At 44.4% G+C, this 19,704-nt stretch carries 17 protein-coding genes; 8 read left to right on the top strand and 9 right to left on the bottom strand.

Annotation, left to right across the window (positions count from 1 at the left end; translation table 11 throughout):
- Window positions 1–15: 15 nt before the first annotated feature.
- On the bottom strand, window positions 16–936 hold the full coding sequence (cysM, locus tag LZZ98_RS10010; RefSeq protein WP_086174374.1) for a cysteine synthase CysM: 921 nt from the start codon (window positions 934–936) through the stop codon (window positions 16–18).
- A 153-nt stretch (window positions 937–1,089) separates the two neighbouring features.
- Here cysM and LZZ98_RS10015 point away from each other — a divergent pair, with 153 nt between their 5' ends.
- The 5 genes from LZZ98_RS10015 to rsfS all read left to right on the top strand — a co-directional run bounded on the left by LZZ98_RS10015 (window position 1,090) and on the right by rsfS (window position 7,028).
- Window positions 1,090–3,900, top strand: coding sequence for a GacS-like sensor histidine kinase (locus tag LZZ98_RS10015; protein ID WP_237787722.1), 2,811 nt, complete (start codon window positions 1,090–1,092; stop codon window positions 3,898–3,900).
- A gap of 128 nt (window positions 3,901–4,028) precedes the next feature.
- A complete protein-coding gene (locus tag LZZ98_RS10020) occupies window positions 4,029–4,817 on the top strand; it encodes a crotonase/enoyl-CoA hydratase family protein (RefSeq protein WP_237787723.1) in 789 nt (262 codons plus the stop codon).
- A gap of 36 nt (window positions 4,818–4,853) precedes the next feature.
- A complete protein-coding gene (locus LZZ98_RS10025) occupies window positions 4,854–5,720 on the top strand; it encodes an NAD(P)-dependent oxidoreductase (RefSeq protein ID WP_086174371.1) in 867 nt (288 codons plus the stop codon).
- 34 nt (window positions 5,721–5,754) lie between these two features.
- On the top strand, window positions 5,755–6,549 hold the full coding sequence (locus tag LZZ98_RS10030; RefSeq protein ID WP_237787724.1) for a hydroxypyruvate isomerase family protein: 795 nt from the start codon (window positions 5,755–5,757) through the stop codon (window positions 6,547–6,549).
- A 77-nt stretch (window positions 6,550–6,626) separates the two neighbouring features.
- Window positions 6,627–7,028: a ribosome silencing factor gene (rsfS, locus tag LZZ98_RS10035; protein ID WP_237787725.1), complete on the top strand. Its 402-nt coding sequence runs from the start codon at window positions 6,627–6,629 to the stop codon at window positions 7,026–7,028.
- 110 nt (window positions 7,029–7,138) lie between these two features.
- Here rsfS and LZZ98_RS10040 read toward each other — a convergent pair whose 3' ends face one another.
- The 5 genes from LZZ98_RS10040 to LZZ98_RS10060 all read right to left on the bottom strand — a co-directional run bounded on the left by LZZ98_RS10040 (window position 7,139) and on the right by LZZ98_RS10060 (window position 12,391).
- The gene (locus tag LZZ98_RS10040) at window positions 7,139–7,747 is read right to left on the bottom strand and encodes a hypothetical protein (protein ID WP_237787726.1); all 609 of its coding nucleotides are present in this window, start codon (window positions 7,745–7,747) and stop codon (window positions 7,139–7,141) included.
- Between the two features lie 21 nt (window positions 7,748–7,768).
- Window positions 7,769–9,103, bottom strand: coding sequence for an ammonium transporter (locus LZZ98_RS10045; RefSeq protein ID WP_237787727.1), 1,335 nt, complete (start codon window positions 9,101–9,103; stop codon window positions 7,769–7,771).
- A 370-nt stretch (window positions 9,104–9,473) separates the two neighbouring features.
- Entirely contained in the window at window positions 9,474–10,928 is a 1,455-nt protein-coding gene (locus LZZ98_RS10050; protein WP_237787728.1) for an NAD(P)(+) transhydrogenase (Re/Si-specific) subunit beta, read from the bottom strand.
- A gap of 3 nt (window positions 10,929–10,931) precedes the next feature.
- Window positions 10,932–11,252 carry a proton-translocating transhydrogenase family protein gene (locus LZZ98_RS10055; RefSeq protein ID WP_086195869.1) on the bottom strand — a complete coding sequence of 107 codons (321 nt, stop codon included), beginning with the start codon at window positions 11,250–11,252 and terminating at the stop codon, window positions 10,932–10,934.
- Between the two features lie 11 nt (window positions 11,253–11,263).
- The gene (locus LZZ98_RS10060; protein ID WP_237787729.1) at window positions 11,264–12,391 is read right to left on the bottom strand and encodes a Re/Si-specific NAD(P)(+) transhydrogenase subunit alpha; all 1,128 of its coding nucleotides are present in this window, start codon (window positions 12,389–12,391) and stop codon (window positions 11,264–11,266) included.
- A 969-nt stretch (window positions 12,392–13,360) separates the two neighbouring features.
- Between LZZ98_RS10060 and LZZ98_RS10065 the strand changes: the two genes are divergently transcribed.
- The gene (locus LZZ98_RS10065; protein WP_237787730.1) at window positions 13,361–14,287 is read left to right on the top strand and encodes a DMT family transporter; all 927 of its coding nucleotides are present in this window, start codon (window positions 13,361–13,363) and stop codon (window positions 14,285–14,287) included.
- A 187-nt stretch (window positions 14,288–14,474) separates the two neighbouring features.
- Window positions 14,475–15,668: an MFS transporter gene (locus LZZ98_RS10070; RefSeq protein ID WP_237787731.1), complete on the top strand. Its 1,194-nt coding sequence runs from the start codon at window positions 14,475–14,477 to the stop codon at window positions 15,666–15,668.
- A 55-nt stretch (window positions 15,669–15,723) separates the two neighbouring features.
- Here the strand turns inward: LZZ98_RS10070 and LZZ98_RS10075 are convergent, their stop codons facing one another.
- On the bottom strand, window positions 15,724–16,368 hold the full coding sequence (locus tag LZZ98_RS10075) for a HEPN domain-containing protein (protein ID WP_237787732.1): 645 nt from the start codon (window positions 16,366–16,368) through the stop codon (window positions 15,724–15,726).
- Window positions 16,369–16,580: 212 nt separating this feature from the next.
- On the opposite strand from LZZ98_RS10075, the gene dusA reads away from it, so the two are divergent.
- Window positions 16,581–17,600, top strand: coding sequence for a tRNA dihydrouridine(20/20a) synthase DusA (gene dusA / locus LZZ98_RS10080; RefSeq protein ID WP_237787733.1), 1,020 nt, complete (start codon window positions 16,581–16,583; stop codon window positions 17,598–17,600).
- Between the two features lie 205 nt (window positions 17,601–17,805).
- Here the strand turns inward: dusA and LZZ98_RS10085 are convergent, their stop codons facing one another.
- The gene (locus LZZ98_RS10085; RefSeq protein WP_237787734.1) at window positions 17,806–18,186 is read right to left on the bottom strand and encodes a cytochrome b562; all 381 of its coding nucleotides are present in this window, start codon (window positions 18,184–18,186) and stop codon (window positions 17,806–17,808) included.
- Window positions 18,187–18,342: 156 nt separating this feature from the next.
- Entirely contained in the window at window positions 18,343–19,608 is a 1,266-nt protein-coding gene (coaBC, locus tag LZZ98_RS10090) for a bifunctional phosphopantothenoylcysteine decarboxylase/phosphopantothenate--cysteine ligase CoaBC (protein ID WP_237787735.1), read from the bottom strand.
- Window positions 19,609–19,704 lie beyond the last annotated feature (96 nt).

Here is a 19,704-nt window from a genome sequence, read left to right on the forward strand (position 1 = left end):
TCTCACAATTTTGAATTATTCAGGATCGACGACAGAAAACAAACCGGTAGACAGATAGCGGTCGCCACGGTCACAGATGATACAGACAATCACGGCACCCGGATTTTCTTCCGCCAGTTTAATGGAGGCCCAAACAGCACCGCCTGATGAAGTTCCGGCACTGATGCCTTCTTTGCGCGCCAATTGACGTGCAGTTTTTTCCGCTTCAATTTGCGGAATATCCATAATGCGGTCAACGCGTTTTGGATCAAAAATGGTTGGAAGATATTCTTGTGGCCAACGACGGATACCGGCAATATTTGAACCTTCAGAAGGTTGTAACCCCACAATTTGAATATCAGGATTTTGTTCTTTCAGATATTTGGAAATTCCCATAATCGTACCTGTAGTTCCCATGGAACTGACGAAATGGGTAATTTTACCGCCGGTTTGTTGCCAGATTTCTGGACCGGTGGTGAGATAATGAGCTTCAACATTGTCCGGGTTACCAAACTGGTTCAAGACCAGTCCTTTCCCTTCTTTTTGCATTTGCAGCGCCATATCACGCGCCTGTTCCATATTTTCAGATTCGATTAGCTCGGCGCCATAAGCACGCATGGCATCTTTGCGTTCCTGACTGGAACCTGCAGGCATAATGAGTTTCATTTTGTAGCCACGCATAGCAGCCACCATCGCCAAGGCAATTCCCGTATTTCCACTGGTCGCCTCAATCAATGTATCGCCTGGCTTGATTTGACCACGTTTTTCAGCTTGCATAATCATATTGTACGCTGGGCGGTCTTTTACCGAACCTGCAGGATTGTTTCCTTCAAGTTTAGCCAATACTGTTGCTTGAGTATGACTTGCCAAACGTTGTAAACGCACCAGAGGAGTTTTTCCTACATAGTGGTCCAGTAAAAATTCGTCAGCTTGGAAATCAGGGGTAGTATTACTCATTATTTGCACCTATATCGAGGTGCGCCTATTGTATGAAAAAATGCTTCCTCCTGCACCCATTTAGCAGGCTTTTTATTGAAAGTGATTAAAGCGCAGCCAGTTTTAAATAAAGCGTGCTAATATGCAAAGCATAGGGAATCAACTGCTTTAACCATGTCAAATATCAATAAAAAGTTATTTAAGCGTCTACACTTAAATCATGCTTATGGACAACTCATCGCCATGATTTTTGTCCCCATTATGGTTTTGGCATGTGTGGGGGCATTGCTGGTTTTATCCGAAACATCCAATGCCTCACGGGCGCAGCAACGTCAGATGGCGATTGCGATTGTGGCTCGCTATCAGCTTACCGCCGAAGCTGCATTCGATCTGCTCAACCGCTATCCCTGGCAATATGATCAAGCCCGTAATACCCTGCAGGTAATGCTGGATGAAAAACATCTGATTCGTGCCGCAATTATCGATCCCCAAGGCAGAAACCGTTTAAGTATTGGTTTTCAAGATCAGGAAGCTTGGCCCAAGATTGACACTAAAGCCGATTTTGTCGGCCCTATCCTGCATAATCACAATCATATCTATGCCTTAAAAATTAATGAACATACCGATAACCCGGCCAGACTGGTGATTGAGCTGGATAACCAGCCCCTGGAAATTGCCCACTACCGGGTCATGATTGTTCTGATCGCCACTGGTTTATTGACTTTATTACTGCTGTTACTGTGCCTGAATTTCTATTCACGGCGCTGGATTGCACCAATGTACGAAATCCGGATGCAGTTACAGCGTCTGAATGCCGATACCCTAGATCAGCATATGGTGATTAACAGTACCGGTGAATTGCGTTTACTACAGCGCGATATTGCCAATGTGGTCAAGCGCTTGCACTTTAGCTTTCTTGAACTGAAAGAACATACCGAACAGACTGAAGATGATTTGCGCCGTACTCTGGATACACTGGAAGTGCAAAACATTACCTACCGTCAGGCACGTGACCAGGCCATTTCAGCCAACCAGTCCAAATCGGTGTTTCTGGCCAATATCAGCCACGAATTGCGGACGCCGCTCAACAGTATTGATGGCTTTATTCATTTATTGCTGCGTCAAGGTAACCTGAGCAATGAGCAGAACCTGTATTTGCAAACCATTCGTAAATCATCTGCCCATCTGCTGGCACTGATTAACGATGTACTGGATTTCTCCAAAATTGATGCCGGCAAGCTGGAACTGGAAACTGCACCGTTTGACATGGAAGAAGCCATTTTTGACGTGATGGATATGCTCTCGCCATTGGCGGCACAAAAGCATATCGATATGGCGTTTTATTATGCTGACAATGTGCCAACACAAGTCATTGGCGATGTCCTGCGCTTCAAGCAGATTCTGACCAACCTGATTTCGAATGCGATTAAATTTACTCCGGATGGCGAAATTATTGTCCGTGCCCGTATGGAACATGATGATATCGGGCAATGTCTATTGCACTTTAGCGTGCAGGACAGTGGTATTGGCCTGAGTGGTACAGACCGTAAAAAACTGTTTGAATCCTTCTCGCAAGGCGATGCTTCAGTGACCCGTCAATTTGGCGGTACAGGACTCGGCCTGGCTATTTCCAAACAGCTGGTGCATTTGATGCAAGGGCAAATTGGCTTTGAAGATAACCAGGAACGCGCACCCACTGAAAAAGGTTCCACTTTCTGGTTCACCGCCATGTTTGTCGTGGAGGAAGATATTGAAATTATGCATCCACACTTTAATCAAATGCAGGTGGTTTCCTATTTAGCCCACCCTGCAACAGCCAATATTTTACGGCATTATCTTGAAAATTATGATGTTCATCATGTCGAAACCACGTCGATTCTGGACTTGTTCAGTCAGCTGAATAAATTCTCGAAAAGCGATGAAAATACCTGGCTGATTGTCGATCATAGTGGCGATAGTGAAGCTTTGCTGAAAGAAATACGCAACCGCTATCATGGCAATATTGCGGTATATGGCTATCAGATGGCGCTTGATCAAAACATGCTGAACGAGTACCGTGCACGCCCACTGTATCAACCACTCAGCCGTAGTGCCTTGATTCAGCTGCTCAGCAATCAGCCTATTTTCGAGCAAGATGTACATGAAGAGTTTAATGGACAAGGTCTGCATGTACTGGCCGTGGATGACCATTTACCGAATCTGATTGTTCTGGAAGCGCTGCTCGCAGAGCTGAATGTCACCACCACCAAAGCCCTGAGTGGTCAGGAAGCCATTGATATTATCCAGCAGCGTATAGCACAAGGTTTGCCTGCATTTGATGTGGTGTTTATGGATATTCAAATGCCGGTCATGTCCGGTATTGATACCACTCGCGCCATTCGCTCGCTAGAATCGACCTTGGAAGACCATAAACGCTTGCCGATTATTGCCCTGACTGCCCATGCACTGGCGGATGAAAAGCAGAAATTGTTGCAGGTGGGCATGGATGATTACGTCACCAAACCGATTCAGATGGAACAGATTACTCAGATTCTGACCCACTGGACTTCGGAAAGTTTTAAAAAGGCTAAAAGTGTAGAGCAATCCATTCTGATTGAAGCGCTGGATCCAACTATTCTGGATTGGCAACAAAGCCTGCAACTGGCAGCCAATAAAGAAGATTTAGCCATCGATTTACTGAAAATGCTGACGGACAGTTTCCCGACCGAACTGGATGAAATGCAGCAGTTAATCGAGATGGAAGATTTTCCGCAACTGGAACATGTGCTGCACCGTTTATATGGTGCAACCCGTTATGTAGGTGTGCCGCACTTGCAAGAAGTAACCGGTGGATTTGAGCAATTTGTTTCTTCCTTACGTAAAGAACGACGCAAAGCAGATGAAGCCTTTATTCAGGAAACCCTGCAACGCTTTGATCAATTACAGTCCGTGATTCAGCAGGTTGAACAGGCTTCACAGCAAATTTTAAGCAAACAGAATATCTGATCGGGACTGATACTAATTTTGCCGGCAGCGTCCATCCTTAGATGTGACTCTGCTGTCATGTATCTTGGCATGTATCATAGAAATGTCCATGTTATGCTCAAAACCATATAAAAATACAGGTCTATCTCATGGCGTTACTTCGCATAGAAAAAAACAATGGCATCGCAACCGTCTCTTTAAACCGTCCAGAAAAACGCAATGCCATGAGCTTTGCTTTGTTACGTGAACTGGTGAATGCCGCCAAGCAGATCAAAAAAGACCGCTCAATTCGTTGTGTCATTTTAACTGGCGAAGCGCATGTGTTTAGTGCCGGAATTGATCTAGCCGATTTAAATGCGCCGAAAAATACCGCTTACGCGGCTTGGGAACTAATCAAACCGGGACAAAGCCTGTTCCAGAAAGCCTTTTTAATCTGGCAGGAACTGCCTGTACCGGTCATTGCAGCAATCGAAGGTTATTGTCTGGGTGCCGGCATGCAGTTGGCTCTGGCAGCCGATATTCGTATTGCCCATCCGGACACCAAAATGTCGATTATGGAAAGCCGCTGGGGATTGGTGCCGGACATGGGGCTGACCCGTTCCATTAAAGGTATTATCAGTGTTGATCTGGCCAAAGAACTGACCTTGACCGGTCGTATTTTTGATGCCAACTATGCCAAAGAAATTGGTTTGGTGACTCATCTCGATGCCTCTCCTGTAACTAAAGCACAAGCCATAGCAGAAGAAATGCTGCAACGTTCTCCAGATGCACTTGCTGCAGCCAAACGCGTACTGGATGCCATGGAACATGAACCGAAGAAATCGTTACGTCTGGAGAAAATCTGGCAGCTGAAATTACTGTTAGGTAAAAACAGTAAATTGGCTCGTAAAAAAGACAAGAACCCTGAAGTTCAGTTTTTACCGCGTCAATATAAGTAAAATAGGGCCATAACAGGATCGTTCAGAGAAAAACACATGAGTTTTGATCGTAATACAAAAATTGCATTCTTAGGCATGGGTCTCATGGGAAGCCGAATGGCAACTCGGCTGATTCAAGCCGGTTTTGAAGTGGCTGTATGGAACAGAACGGCATCCGCCTGTGACGTGCTGATTGATATGGGCGCCACAGCCCTGGACTTGCAGAATATTGGACAATATCCGGTGATTCTGACCTGTCTGGCCGATGATGCTGCCGTACAAGCGGTTTATGACCAGATTCAGAGCAATTTACAGGCCGGACAAGTGATTGTGGATTTCTCCAGCCTGTCTGTGGATAAAACCAAAGTTTTGGCAGAGCAGGCTCAAACTCGTCAAGTCCAGTGGATTGACTCCCCTGTTTCCGGTGGCACGGCAGGTGCCGAACAGGGCACACTAGTGATCTTTGCCGGTGGGGACAGGCAAACCATCCAGGATTTATCACTGATTTATAATGTACTTTCGCAACGTGTGACCCGTATGGGTGAAACGGGCACCGGACAAGCCACCAAAATTTGCAACCAGCTAATTGTGGCAGCCAACAGTACTCTTATTGCTGAAGCGGTGGCTTTAGCTGGACAAGCTGGGGTGGATACAACCCTGCTGGCTCCAGCGCTTGCCGGTGGTTTTGCCGACTCCAAACCGTTTCAGATTTTAACCCCGCGTATGGCCACGCATACTTTTGAACCGGTGCAATGGAAAGTTCAAACCCTGTCCAAAGACTTAAATAATGCCGTACAGCTGGCTGAACAGTTCAATTTAAATATTCCTGTAGCAAAACAGGCACTTTCACAATTGAAAACTCATCAAAATAAAGGCTATGCTGAAGCTGATCTGGCGACGGTCATTCAACTTGTTGAATCTTGAGCAGAACATTTTTTAGCGAGCAAGGAGTAAAAGCATGATTAAGCTAGCGGTAAATTTATCGATGATTTTTACTGAAGTGCCTTTGCTTGAGCGCTTTGCTCTGGCGCAGGCTCATGGTTTTCAGCATGTAGAAATTCAGTTTCCCTATGAACTCAGCATTGAACAGATTCAGACCCAATTGACCCTGCACGACCTGAGCTTATGCCTGATTAATGTGCCTGCAGGTGACCTGATGCAAGGTGGCAATGGTCTGGCTGGCGTACCGGGTCAAGAAATCGAGTTTCATCATGCCCTGGAACAGGCAATTCAATACGCCACAGCACTGAATGTACCCAGTGTGAATATTCTGGCCGGCAAGCAACCGCTAGATGCAGACTTGTTGCCTTGCTTAAATACCCTAGCAAAAAATTTAAAACTGGCTTGTTCCATGCTTGCTGCACATAACATCCAACCGGTGTTTGAAATGATTAACAGCACCGATATGCCACGCTTTTTGGTGCAGAATATTGCCCAAGCCCAGGAGATGCTGGAAGCGGTACAACACCCTGCGCTGAAAATGCAATATGACTGCTATCACATGGCGATGATGGGTGAAGATGTACTGCAAGGCTTAAAGGAAAATATTCAGGATATTGGACATATCCAATTTGCAGACTGTCCCGGACGACATCAGCCCGATACGGCACAAATTCAATATGCAGAAATTTTTCAGTGGTTAAATCAAAGCACTTATAACGGTTTTACTGCGGCAGAATACCGTCCACAGGCGCATTCAAACCATTCTTTTGCATGGAAAGATAAATATTTTGCAAAACATCCGCAAAGTTAAATTATGAACTGATTTGAAATTCGGCACCAAAACCGCTATATTACACGATGAGATATTGTCCGGAAATTAAACCCTTTATGAATTTAGAACCATCGCCCAGCGCTTCTAATTCTCTCGAACACGCAATGAATGCTCATGCTAAAGATGTACAAGCTTGCTTAAAAGTTGTACATGAAGCCCTATTAGATGTAAAAGCAAAAGATATTTTAGAACTTGATGTCAGCGCAATCAGCAATGTGGCAGATGCCATGGTTATTGCTAGCGGTACATCAACCCGTCACATTAAAGCCCTCGCAGATAACGTTGCTGAAGAAGCACGTAAAGCGGGTTTCCGCCCTATCGGCGTTGAAGGCGAACGTGATGCTGAATGGATTTTAATCGATCTTGGTTTTGTGGTGGTTCATGTCATGCTTCCAACAGCGCGTAAATTTTACGACCTTGAAAGCTTATGGCGCGTGACTCCAGAATCAGTAGCTTAAAAATTTAAACTAAAAAAGCGACCTTCAGGTCGCTTTTTTAGTGCTGCTATTTTTGGGATGCCCAGCCTAGGCTTAAGACTGAACATCCATTCGATCAAGATTGCTGCCAACTATAATAAATGATGTAAATCCACGGACGGATATTTGCTCTTGATGTCCATTTTCACCCGTGCATAAACCTGATCAGCCTTGCTTGGACCATAGAATTCACAATAGCATTCATATGATGCGGTTATCACCTGAGCATAACTGGTGAGCGGTAAACATTCTGCAAAAGCAGCATCATTCAGATTCGCGGATTGCTGAATGGCAATGCCCAGGGCTTGAACATGATTTTTGACTTCCACATTAAAATCATTCAGATCAGCTCTAGCTACTGTCTGTAGCACTCCATTAATCAAATCAAAAAAAGCATCGGCAAAATCGGCTGAAATCGGCACCTCCGTTTGCACTTTTGGCTGGGTATCCAGCAACACCTGTTTCTCAACCGCCGACATTTCACATAACACCTGCTTCAGCATTTCTTTGCGCTGAACACGCAATTCATCGGTATTGCAAATGTCATTCATAAAACGGTTGAGGACAAATGAAGGTTTGTCTCCGTACTCCTGTTCCCAATAATTCAATACCCGTTCCAATACAGTCCCTTGCAGATAATGACTTAAACCGCGTTCAATCGCCTGTTTCTTTTGCATCACAGTGAGTAATTCATTTGGCATAGCGAAACTCCCCTTGTTGGTTTAGTGGCGTTTGGTAATATCATCTGTTTCAAAAGTCACATCACGCTGAAATTCGGGATAAGACAGTTCCGCATGTTCGGTATAATCCAGGCCACGTTGTTCATGTTGCTTACTCACACGCAACCCACCCAGCAATTTGTCCAGAATTTTAAAAACGATCAATGCAACCCCAAAGCCCCATGCAAATGCAGCGCCTATGCCCAAAAGCTGAATCGAGACAATTTGTGAATTAAACATATCTGTTTCAAAGAACAAACCTGCTGCCAGCGTTCCCCATGCCCCGCAAAAACCATGTACCGTCACGGCATCAACCACATCGTCCAGTTTGAGTTTTTCCATCAGACTTGGCAGCACACTCACCAGCAAACCTGCAACAAGGCCGGTAATTACGGCAAATAGTGGTGACATGGTGGCACAACCTGCGGTAATACCGACCAGACCACCCAATGAGGCATTAATGGTGGTCTGCATTAAAATTGCTTTACCACGAATCAGGGCATACAGCATATAAGCCACCGCTCCCGCACAGGCAGCCAAATGGGTATTGAGGGCAATGCGGCCAATACTGACATTGGCATTCACGGTGGATGCAGCATTAAAACCAAACCATGCCAGCCAGAGGATAAAACCGCCCAAGGCCACCAAAGGTAGATTATGTGCGGCCAAATGGTGACTTTGTCCATTACGTCCAAAGCGCCCCAAACGTGGCCCCAATACAATAATTCCAGCCAGAGCGACCCAGCCACCAATAGAATGCACCACGGTTGAACCGGCGAAGTCAATGAAACCTAAAGCTTTTAGCCAGCCTGAGCCATCAAAAATACTGCCCCATACCCAGCTACCAAAGATTGGATAAATCAGGCCGCTGACTACGGTGGCACTGACAATATAAGCAACAAAGTGAATGCGCTCAGCCATGGCTCCGCTGGCAATGGTGGTTGCTGTTGCTGCAAACATCATTTGAAAGAACAATAGATTCCAATGCCAACCATCCATGACATTGGGTGCAAAATGACTGGTTCCGATCCAGCCTGAAGCATTGACCCCAAACATCAAACCAAAACCTACCAACCAGAACACCAATCCCCCCAGACAAGCATCCATATAGTTTTTCATCAGTACATTCACTGTATTTTTGCTGCGTACCGAACCACTTTCGATCAGTGCAAAACCGGCCTGCATAAAGAACACCAATATACCGCCCATCACTACCCATACGCTGTCGAGTGATAAGCGTATTTCCTGAATATTGGCTGTGTTTGTCGCGGTTTCACTTGCAAATGCCGGCAGTGAACATACACATAACAGCAATACTAGATACTTTATTATTTTCATGAACAGTCCCCCTAAAACTGAATCACAAAAATGCAAAAGAAATGCCAGATTATCGAGATTTATCTTTTTATTTAAAAAGGCCGGCAAATGCCGGTCTTAACACAACTTATTTTCTAAAAATATCCCTCATCAGCAATACCCATTTAGAAATAAACAGTTAATTGCCATTTTATAAAGCATTTTTGCAATATCGCTTGATCAGGCAGCACCAAAAAAAACAAGAGACCATAGCCTTATAAAAATGTGCACTGCTCTGTTCTTCAATTTAATTGTTGAAAAGTCATATATTCTAGAATTAAAAAACCACCCGAAGGTGGTTTTAATCTCCCTAAATCCCTCTTTATGAAAGAGGGACTTTTGAAGCGTGGATTTAGTGACCGCCGCCGTTAATGGCTTTAGTCATGTCTTCCACAACTTTCTTGGCATCACCGAAGATCATCATGGTTTTTTCATTATAGAACAAGTCATTGTCCAGACCCGCATAACCGGTTGCCATCGAACGCTTGATCACCATAATGGTACGTGCTTTATGCGCTTCCAAAATCGGCATGCCATAAATTGGTGAACTTGGATCATCTTTCGCTGCCGGGTTGACGACGTCGTTTGCACCAATCACCAGTACCACATCAGTTGCCGGGAAGTCTGAGTTGATTTCATCCATTTCCAGGATGTCTTCATAAGCCACATCAGCTTCCGCAAGCAATACGTTCATGTGACCTGGCATACGGCCTGCAACCGGGTGAATCGCAAAGCGTACTTTCACGCCTTGTTCTTTCAGGATTTCACACAATTCTTTCACGGCATTTTGTGCACGGCCTTGTGCCATACCATAACCCGGTACAATCACAACGCTGTCTGCATTAGACATCAAGAAGCCTGCATCATCTGCCGAACCAGAACGGTGATTACGCTGAACCTGTTCGCCCTTGTCACCAGAAGCAACTGCCGTACCGCCCATTGCACCACCAAACAAGACATTGATGATTGAACGGTTCATGGCTTTACACATGATGTAAGACAGAATCGCACCTGAAGAACCAACCAGTGAACCAGCAACAATCAACATATTGTTTTCTAAAGTGAAACCAATACCTGCTGCTGCCCAGCCAGAGAATGAGTTCAACAGTGATACCACAACTGGCATATCACCGCCACCGACCGGTGCAATCCATACCCAGCCAAATGCAAGTGCAAGTGCTGTCATTGCCCAGAACGAAGTCATGTCGCCTGTTAAGAAGAAGTTGATACCACAACCGAGCATTGCCAGGAAGATAATCGCCTGTACCGGTTTAACCCATGCACCCGAAATGGTTTTTGCCCATTTCTTCGCCGCCAGTTTACCGTAAGCAAATACAGAGGCTGTAAATGTGATTGCACCCACGAAGCAACCCACGAACAATTCAAATAAATGTACGCTGCTCATATGTGCATGCTGTACGCCAGCCGCCGTTAATACCGCTTCATTTTGTGCAAATAACGCAGTGAGCTGGTTGTTATGCAGAATCGCAGCAATGGCAATCAGTACCGCAGCCAAACCCACCAGTGAGTGCATTAATGCAACAGTTTCTGGCATTTGAGTCATCGGAACCGTACGTGCACGGGCAATACCGACAATTGCACCCAGCACCATCGCACCGCCAATCATCCAGACCACAGGATGATCTGCAACGAAGAAAGTGGTGATCACGGCAATTGCCATTGCAACCATACCGTAACGGTTACCTTGAATCGCTGTTTTAGGACCAGACAAACCACGTAAGGTTAAGATAAAAAGAACGGCACCAACCAGGTAGAACCAATCCGCATATTCTCGAATGAATTCCATGTCTTAGCCCTCTTTTTTCTTTTGCTTTGGCTTGAACATTTCAAGCATACGTGCAGTCACGGCGAAGCCACCAAAAATATTGATACTTGCCAGGAATACTGCGACTGCACCCAAAATACTGACCACGTTGATGCTTTGGAATTGCACATTGGCTTCAACCAAACCCGGGATGCCAACAGTCTGTAACATCGCACCCACCACAATAATAGATGACAAAGCATTGGTTACAGCCATCAATGGCGTATGTAATGCAGGGGTAACGCCCCAAACCACGTAGTAACCTACGAAGATGGCAAGGACGAAAATTGTAATCGTTTCAACCATGATCTCTCTCCTTAACCACGCTTCAGCAGCACTTGACCGCCATGAGTTACTAGAAGGGCTTTTTGAATTTCTTCTTCCGTATTGATGGCAAAGTTTTTCTCTGCATCAAACAGTGTCTCGAGGAAATTAAAGACGTTACGCGCATAAAGTGCCGAAGCTTCAGTCGCAACGGTTGCCGGGATATTTGGAATACCTAAAATGGTCACGCCATTATCAGTCACGACATTTTCGCCACATTTTGAGCCTTCCACGTTACCGCCAGATTCAACTGCCATATCCAGGATGATTGAACCCGGTTTCATTTTGGCAACCGTTTCAGCACGAATTAAACGCGGTGCATCACGGCCCGGTAAAAGTGCAGTGGTAATCACGATGTCAGCATTGGAAACGGCTTTATCGACAATCGCTGCCTGGTCTTTGATGTATTGCTCACCTGGCATCCATCCATAACCGTTTTTAGCAGCATCCGCCGCTTTCTGTTTTTCTTCATCCGACATCGGCACGTCTAGCCACTTACCGCCAAGCGATTCCACTTGATCACGCGCAGTTGGACGTAAATCGGTTGCTTCTACCACAGCACCTAAACGTTTCGCTGTTGCAATCGCTTGTAGACCCGCAACACCCACACCCATAATCACAACACGGGCTGGTTTTACCGTACCGGCTGCAGTCATCAGCATTGGGAACATGCGTTGATATTCTGCTGCTGCCAAAAGTACCGATTTATAACCGGCCAGGTTAGCTTGAGAAGACAACACGTCCATGTTTTGCGCACGGGAAAGCGTACGGGGTAAAAGCTCTAATGCAAATGCAGAAACCTGCTGTGATGCAAACTGATCAAGTTCAGTGTTGCGATATGGGTCAAACATCGCAATAACTGCAGTATTTGGAGCAAGCTTTTGAATTTCGTCCCCTTTAGGCGCACGAACTTTCAAAATAATCTGACTGCCGGTATAGGCATCATCCGTAATTTTGGCACCGACCTGTTCATATGCACTGTCAATATAAGCGGCTTTTACACCCGCTCTACGTTCAATGACTACAGTATGACCAGCACTGATCAACTTCTTTACTGTTTCTGGCGTTGCAGCCACACGACTTTCACCGGCAACAGTTTCAGTTGGGATTCCGATCTGCATGAGCGTTCCTCAAGCTAATTTTTCTTAAGTAAACATTGCGGTGAGCAATGTTTCCCCCTAGATGCATTTTTGTTGAATTTTTGGATTCTAATTGAACTTTTTTAAATTACCACCCAATATTTATTTAATAAATACCCATATTTTGAACTGATGATTCATAAAAATAATAGTTTCATATAGGATTCGTCGGTTTTACTTTCATTTTAGCTCGTCTTCATGACTTTAAATGCCAGCCTGAAAAAGCCATTAATCTTTATCTTGACCTTTCCGTTCATCATTTCCAGCCGGCTTGTCCCACAAAATTGATCTTTCTGACATTCTTCCTTTAATCAGAATTTAAATAAGTACCCAGAAAGTTGCTTGATTTACTTATCGACTGATTAAATTTAAATAATTTTCTCCCTCTCTATTAGCCAGGATGACATTTTGAATGGGCTTGTTCCCTTAAAAAATCAGCGATTGCCTATCTTGTTTTGCCTAAATCAAGTCTGGAGCGGCATATCAGAAAAAATGCTGATTTTCCTTATTTTTATGTTTTTTTGTTATTTAATGCTTATTCGCCCTAAGTCTAAGGCAATTAAAAAAATAAATTAAAAAAAATTTTACAGCCATTTCGCTTGATGATGTTTTACGCTGGATTTGTCTCAATTCAACATGTTTTGCACAAATTTAGTGCAAAAATTTATTTTTTATACTCATCTTCTTGTTTTTATTAATTTTAAAAGAATAGGCATAGTAAGATAAGGTTTCTAAATAAACGCGTTTGAATAAAATTTAGACAAAAAACTCACTTTCCAGAGAAGCCAAGCCAGCTGTCAGTAACCTCTAGAAAATAGCTCTAAGCATCAATCATTCCAAATTGGAATTATAATTCGCATCTTTTTGCATTTAACCTCGGGGCTTAAAAACTTTATAATTCAACTTTGTCTCGATCTTCTTCAGATCAGAAGCCCTAATCAAGCAGGTAAAATGAAACCGACTCTAAGCCAAATACAATTAGGTTCATTATTTGCGATTGGTGCTGCGTTCCTGTTTAGTACCAAAGCCATTTTTATTAAGCAAACTTATGCATTGTCACCCTTGGTCGATGGCACGGTGCTGATGGCTTTGCGCATGGCCAGTGCCTTACCGTTTTTTTTAATGCTGTGCTGGTTCAACCGTCATCATAATAAAGAGCTGGCAGCGAAAGACTGGGGGCTATTGGTTGTTGCAGGGCTGATGGGGTACTACTTTTCAAGCTGGCTGGATTTTGTCGGTCTGATGTATATCAGTGCCTCACTGGAACGGATTATTTTATTTCTCTATCCCACCCTAACGGTTCTGGCTTCCAGTGCCATTTATAAGCAGAAACTTAGTCTGAAAAGTATGCTAGCCATCGCCTTAAGTTACGGCGGTACGATCATTGTGATGTTGCAGGAACAAAGCAACGTCGCGCATGAAGGCCATTTCTGGCTTGGGGTCAGTCTGGTCTTTGCCAGTGCGGTATGTTTTGCCGGGTACTTATTGCTTACTCCACGACTGATTCAACGTTTTGGTTCATGGAATTTTACCGGTTTGGCACTGAGTATTGCCTGTATAGGCACCCTAACCCATTACATGATTGCCACGCCGCAGCCTTTGCTGTTACTCACCCAACTCCCCGTCAGTGTAATTTGGTACGGCATTGCCTTAGGCCTTCTGGTAACGGTTTTACCGACGGTACTGATGGCACAGAGTATTGCCCGGCTGGGTGCTGCACAGTCTGCCATGATTGCTTCGATTGGCCCGATTCTGACCATTATCTTGGCCACCATTTTTCTAGGTGAGCATTTAAATGCCATTCAATGGCTGGGCTGCGTGCTCAATATTATTGGGGTGATGATGATTACCCTATCGAAAAAGAAATTCTCGCATTAATTTTTTATCATTCCCAAATTCAAGCCAGTCAGGCCTAAAACTACGGCTGGCAAAATAGCCCTAAACAAGCCAGCGAAAGACTGCTTTTCCAAAGATTTGTGCCTTCAGATTAATGTGCTTGCTATACTCTGCATGTACATTGCAATCCGAGCAAGCTTCGCCTGCCTGAAATAAAACAAGGACTGTTATGAAGACTTCTTTCGACATCAGCCAAGATAAATCTTTGCTTTGGCTGATGGCCATGGCCTGTGGTCTATGTGCGGGAGCCAACTATTACTGCCAGCCTTTAATCCATTCCATTCAGCAAGATTTTCATGTGGCTGAATCACAAGTGGCCTTAACCGTTACTTTTGCCCAGGTGTCTTATGCCCTTGGGCTGCTGTTTATTGTGCCGGTAGGTGACATCGTCAATAAAACCAAATTCATTCCGCTATTGATGTTTTTGGCCGCCCTTGGTTTATTGCTCTGTGCCTTTGCCGTCAACCTGCCGATGCTTTGGCTGGGAACCATTATCGCAGGCTTGTTTTCTGTTGCTGCACAGGTCCTGATTCCCTTAGCCACCATGGCAGTCAAACCGGAAAAAACCGGTGAAGTGGTCGGATTTCTAATGAGCGGGCTGTTAGTCGGTCTGCTGCTCTCTACCAGTCTGGCCGGCTTGCTCTCGAATTTATTTCACTGGAAACTCATTTATGTGGTCAGTGCACTGTTGATGCTGCTCTTGGCTTTCCTGCTTAAAAGCAGGCTTCCCCATATTCCGACCTTAAACATGAGTTATGCCAAAATTTTTAAATCTATGGCGGTTTTACTAAAACAGGAACCGCGCTTGGGTTTACGCTCCCTGATTGGCGCTTTTATTTTTGCAGCCATGAGTACCCTGTTTTCCACTATTGCCGTTTTACTCAGTTCCGAGCCGTTTCATTTATCCGATGTACTGGTCGGTGTAGTGACTTTAATTGGTGTGTTTGGGGCATTATCGACCACTAAAATTGGCAAGATTGCCGATCGTGGCCATACCCTCGCACTGACATGGATCGGTCTGTCACTGCTGATGATCAGCTGGCTGTTTTTCTATATTGGCGGGCAGGCTTTATGGGGCTATGTTGTGGGTTACGGCATTATCAGCCTGGGTTTGACCGTGGTGCATACCAGCAATCAAAGTATTATTTTCCGCTTGCATCCAGAGGCAAAATCCCGAATTAATTCCATCTACATGACCGCTTATTTTATTGGTGGAGCTTGTGGTTCGGCACTTGGCGTTTATTCATGGCATCATGGCGGATGGAACATGACCTGTATTGCAGGATTGAGCCTGGTGTTCTGTGCGGTCTTTTTTGCATTTCTGGATATGCGTTATCACGCTCGCAAAGCTTCTCTTTCATAAAAAGCTGCTCTTGAAACAGCCTTTTATCTTGGGGGCTTATTGCAAATCATTAGTCTTAGGATACTTGCACCACGGGATAAAACGGTTTGCCCAAATCCAGCGTTTTGGCATTTTCCAGAAGTATAAGCATGAACATAGGTAACAATGCCGCCAAAATATTACAGGCATCCTGCAATTGCCGACGATTGACCGAGCTATTATAGGTGGCACCGCCATGAATCATTTGATTACGCAAGGTATAAAGACGATTAAAAACCACAAATAAAATATCTACCGAGGCTTTTTCCTGTAAGGCTTTATGGACTTTCTTCTTTTCCTGTTCAAAATCTTCTTTCCAGCTGCACTGGCTGATTTTCTGATTTTGATAATCCCAGAAACCCTGATACACATAGGGATTTTCTAACAGCAGGCGGATGGGATGGCTAAATTTATCCCAAAGAATATGATAGATTTTATGTTCCTGATCTTTCTGGCAGATTAAATACAGGAACTGTCGCAAGGCCTGTTTATCTTGATTCAGCGCGGCATCCTGCGCATAAATGGCATTGAATGAAATCCACAGACTCATGAATTTAAGATCAAGGTCGCTATCTAATTCTAGCGATTTTTTCAGCCAGCTTAAGCCACGATGAATTCTTAGGTTTAAATAATCAGAATGCTCGGCCTTTTTACTTTTAAAGATTTCTTCCAAAAGCATCATTTTAAATTCTCATACTTTATTATTCTTCTAATTAAACATACTCATTTTTATAATATTTACAATATAAAGAAGTGGTTACACAGTCACTTTTTACTGAATAATCAATATACTAAAATATCACTTATTTTTTAGTTCCCGATCCTGTGTTGTTGCTTTGAGCAGAAAGCACGTATAATTCGCGCTCCGGTTTTTCATCATTTCAGGTTTACGCCATGACTGCTCTCCAATCTTTACAACCTCGCATTTCGGTCGCGCCGATGATGGATTGGACCACTCGTGACTACCGTTTTTTTGCCCGCCTGTTTAATCCAAATGCCATTCTATATACCGAAATGGTCACTACCGGTGCCATTCTCTTTGGCGGTGCAGAACGCCATTTGGACTATAACAACGAAGAACACCCGATTGTACTGCAACTGGGTGGCTCAAATCCGAAAGATCTTGCGACCTGTACTAAAATGGCACAAGACTGGGGCTATGATGAAGTCAACCTGAATGTGGGCTGCCCAAGTGACCGGGTGCAAAATAACAAAATTGGCGCATGTTTGATGGCAGAGCCTGACCTGGTTGCTGAATGTATTGCTGAAATGCGCAATGCGGTCGATATTCCTGTGACGGTCAAACACCGGATTGGCATTGATGACATGCAGTCTTATGAAGAAATGCTGCATTTTGTCGATACCGTGGCCAAAACCGGTTGTGACAACTTTATCGTGCATGCGCGTATTGCCTTGTTACAGGGTTTATCGCCTAAAGAAAACCGCGATGTTCCGCCTTTGCGTTATGAAGATGTCTACCGTTTAAAACAGGAGCGTCCGAACCTGCTGATTGAAATTAACGGTGGAGTAAAGACCTTGGCTGAAACGCAAGAGCACTTAAAACATGTCGATGGCGTGATGATTGGCCGCGAGGCTTATCACAACCCTTACCTGTTAGCTGAGCTTGGACAACTGTGGAATCTGCAAGCGCCTGACCGCTTTGATATTATGGCGCAAATGATGCCCTATATTGCCAAACGTATGGAAGAAGGTGCCCCACTTTCCATTATTACCCGTCATATTTTAGGGTTGTTCCAGAACTTGCCGGGTGCGCGTAAATGGCGCCAGGCCTTAAGTGGTGGCAATGCCAAAACTTTAAAAGATGTGGAAACAGCGTTAATCAATATTCAGGAAGCGATGCAGCGTACTGAAGAATATTTGAAAGAAAATCAGGGTGATCTGGCTTCAAATTGATTGCAAGCGTCCTTATGAGCAACAATGCCAGTCTATTCAAAAATAGGCTGGCATTTTTTTGAATCTTGATTTTTAGCTTTTTATATCGCTAGCAGAAGCCAGTCTTGCACAGTTCCATATAACAAGCACTGAATGAAAAAGAAGCAATAACTGGCTTAATCTAATGCTTAGTATTCATCGCCTTAAACGACGAATATGCATAAAATCATTGATGATTATAAATAGCATGGCCCTGATCTTTCACCGCAGCAATTTTTTTGCCTTCCAGTTTAGCTTGATCCAATTTACCTGCCTGCACCAATGTTCTGGTCTTATCAATCTCGACCACTAATTGATCAAACAAAGCATCTGAGCTTGGTGCTTTCGCATCGTTGGTTTTTAAGTCCACTTTTTTAGAGTCTAAGGCTGCAGTTTTCATATTATCCAGCGCTTGCAGTGCATCTTGCTGATTTTTGGCCTTATTAAAAGCTTTAAAGTTTTTAGCGAGGGTTTGCATATTATGTTCAAGAGCACCGTGTGCAAAACTCAGGCTGCTGGACGATAAAGCAATGGAAAATATTACTGCGGATAAAGTTTTTTTGATCATGTTGAGGATGTCCTGTGAAAGATCCATTTAAAAACTGTGGTTATTATTGCGGTTTAAATTGTTCTGAACATTTGTGTTTTAAGCATTAAACATAGTGTAAATCCTATAAAAAATGCAACGGACTCGTTGCATTTTAATGAATAACTTCAGCTTTATTTAAACCGGCTCTATTTCGTGTTGCAAGGCATCATGAATCGCTTCCACCAGCTGCTGGGCAATTTCCTGTTTTGAGGCTTTTTCCAGATCACGCTTCTGCATTTGATACTGCTCGGCAAAGAACACAATCATGGCATTTTCATCAGAGGCAAAACCAATATCAGGCCGTGATACATCATTGCAGGCAATCATATCCAGTTTTTTAGCCACCAGTTTTCCTGCTGCATATTCTTCAACATTCTGGGTTTCTGCAGCAAATCCAACCATAAAGGGACGTTTTTGTTGCTGGGCGATGGTCGCCACAATATCCGGGTTTTTAATTAAAGCCACATTCAGCTCATCACCAGCTTTCTTGATCTTATGCTCGGCCACTTCTGCTACGCGATAATCTGCCACTGCAGCCGTTGCAATAAAGATATCGCAACCTTCATCCAGCATCTGCATACTGGTTTCCAGCATTTTTACCGCAGATGACACATTGATACGGCGCACACCATTCGGCGTGTCTAAACTTACCGGGCCTGCAATCAGGGTTACTTTGGCACCGGCTGCATAGCAGGCAGCGGCTAAAGCAAAGCCCATCTTGCCAGTACTGTGGTTTGAAATATAACGGACCGGATCAATCGCTTCACGGGTGGGACCTGCGGTAATCACCACATGTTTACCCGCCAGCATGCCAAATTTTTCGGCAATCGCACGCTGTGCCTTGTGGAAATATTCAGTCACTTGTCGTGCTAAATCTTCCGGTGCAGGCATACGCCCTAAACCAATATCACCACAGGCCTGTGAACCAGCATCCGGCATAATCACATGCACGCCATCTTCCACCAAGGTATTCAAATTGCGCTGCGTCGCTTTGGCTGCCCACATTTGCTGATTCATCGCAGGTGCTACCCAAACCGGTGACTTGGTCGCCAGATATAGGGTACTTAACAGATCATCGGCCAAACCGTTAGCAAATTTCGCCAGAGTGTCACAACTTGCTGGCGCAACCAGCAATAAATCGGCCCAACGCGCCAATTCAATATGCCCCATGCCTGCTTCAGCTTCCGGATTAAGCAATTCAGTATGCACCGGATTTCCCGACAGGGCCTGAAAGGTCAACGGAGTAATAAAAGCCTGTGCTCCATGAGTCATCACTACACGGACATTAAAGCCTGCATCTTTTAAACGACGGACCAAAATGGCACTTTTATATGCCGCAATACCACCAGTTACCGCTAAAACAATGTTTTTATTTGGAATCACACTCAAATCGAAGCTCACGAACAGGCTACCTTTCTGTTGCAGTGGCGCTCACAATAGCATTAAATAAAGTCATACCCAAGTCAGCGACTCGGGGTAATACCCCTCACTAATAAT

It is taken from the genome of Acinetobacter sp. SM34 (assembly GCF_022012365.1).
Lineage (GTDB): Bacteria > Pseudomonadota > Gammaproteobacteria > Pseudomonadales > Moraxellaceae > Acinetobacter.